The following is a 202-nucleotide window of genomic DNA, read 5'->3' as shown; positions in this document are numbered from 1 at the left end:
CAATTCGATGTCAATGAATAGCTCTCCGCCGTGGTTTTTGACTGTTTGGGTTACTCCGCTAATCTCCTTGCCGGTGGCGTCACAGGCGTAAACCGGGTTTATATAGAACAGGCGCTTTCCTGTTTCGCTGGAGATAAAGGCTATCAGGCCGTTTTTGCCCTCCAGCCAGTTAAGCTTGTCCGTGCTTACTTTAAAGGAAAAG

Annotated in this window: 1 protein-coding gene; it reads right to left on the bottom strand. The window is 48.5% G+C overall.

What is annotated here, in order from left to right:
• Window positions 1-202, bottom strand: a 202-nt coding sequence (locus DCCM_RS18415) for a hypothetical protein (RefSeq protein ID WP_165792012.1), incomplete at both ends; no start/stop codon positions are given.

This window comes from Desulfocucumis palustris (assembly GCF_002933875.1).
Classification (GTDB): Bacteria; Bacillota; Desulfotomaculia; order Desulfotomaculales; family Desulfocucumaceae; genus Desulfocucumis; species Desulfocucumis palustris.
The sequence above is the reverse complement of the archived record's forward strand: the minus strand, read 5'-3'. Positions and strand labels throughout refer to the sequence as shown.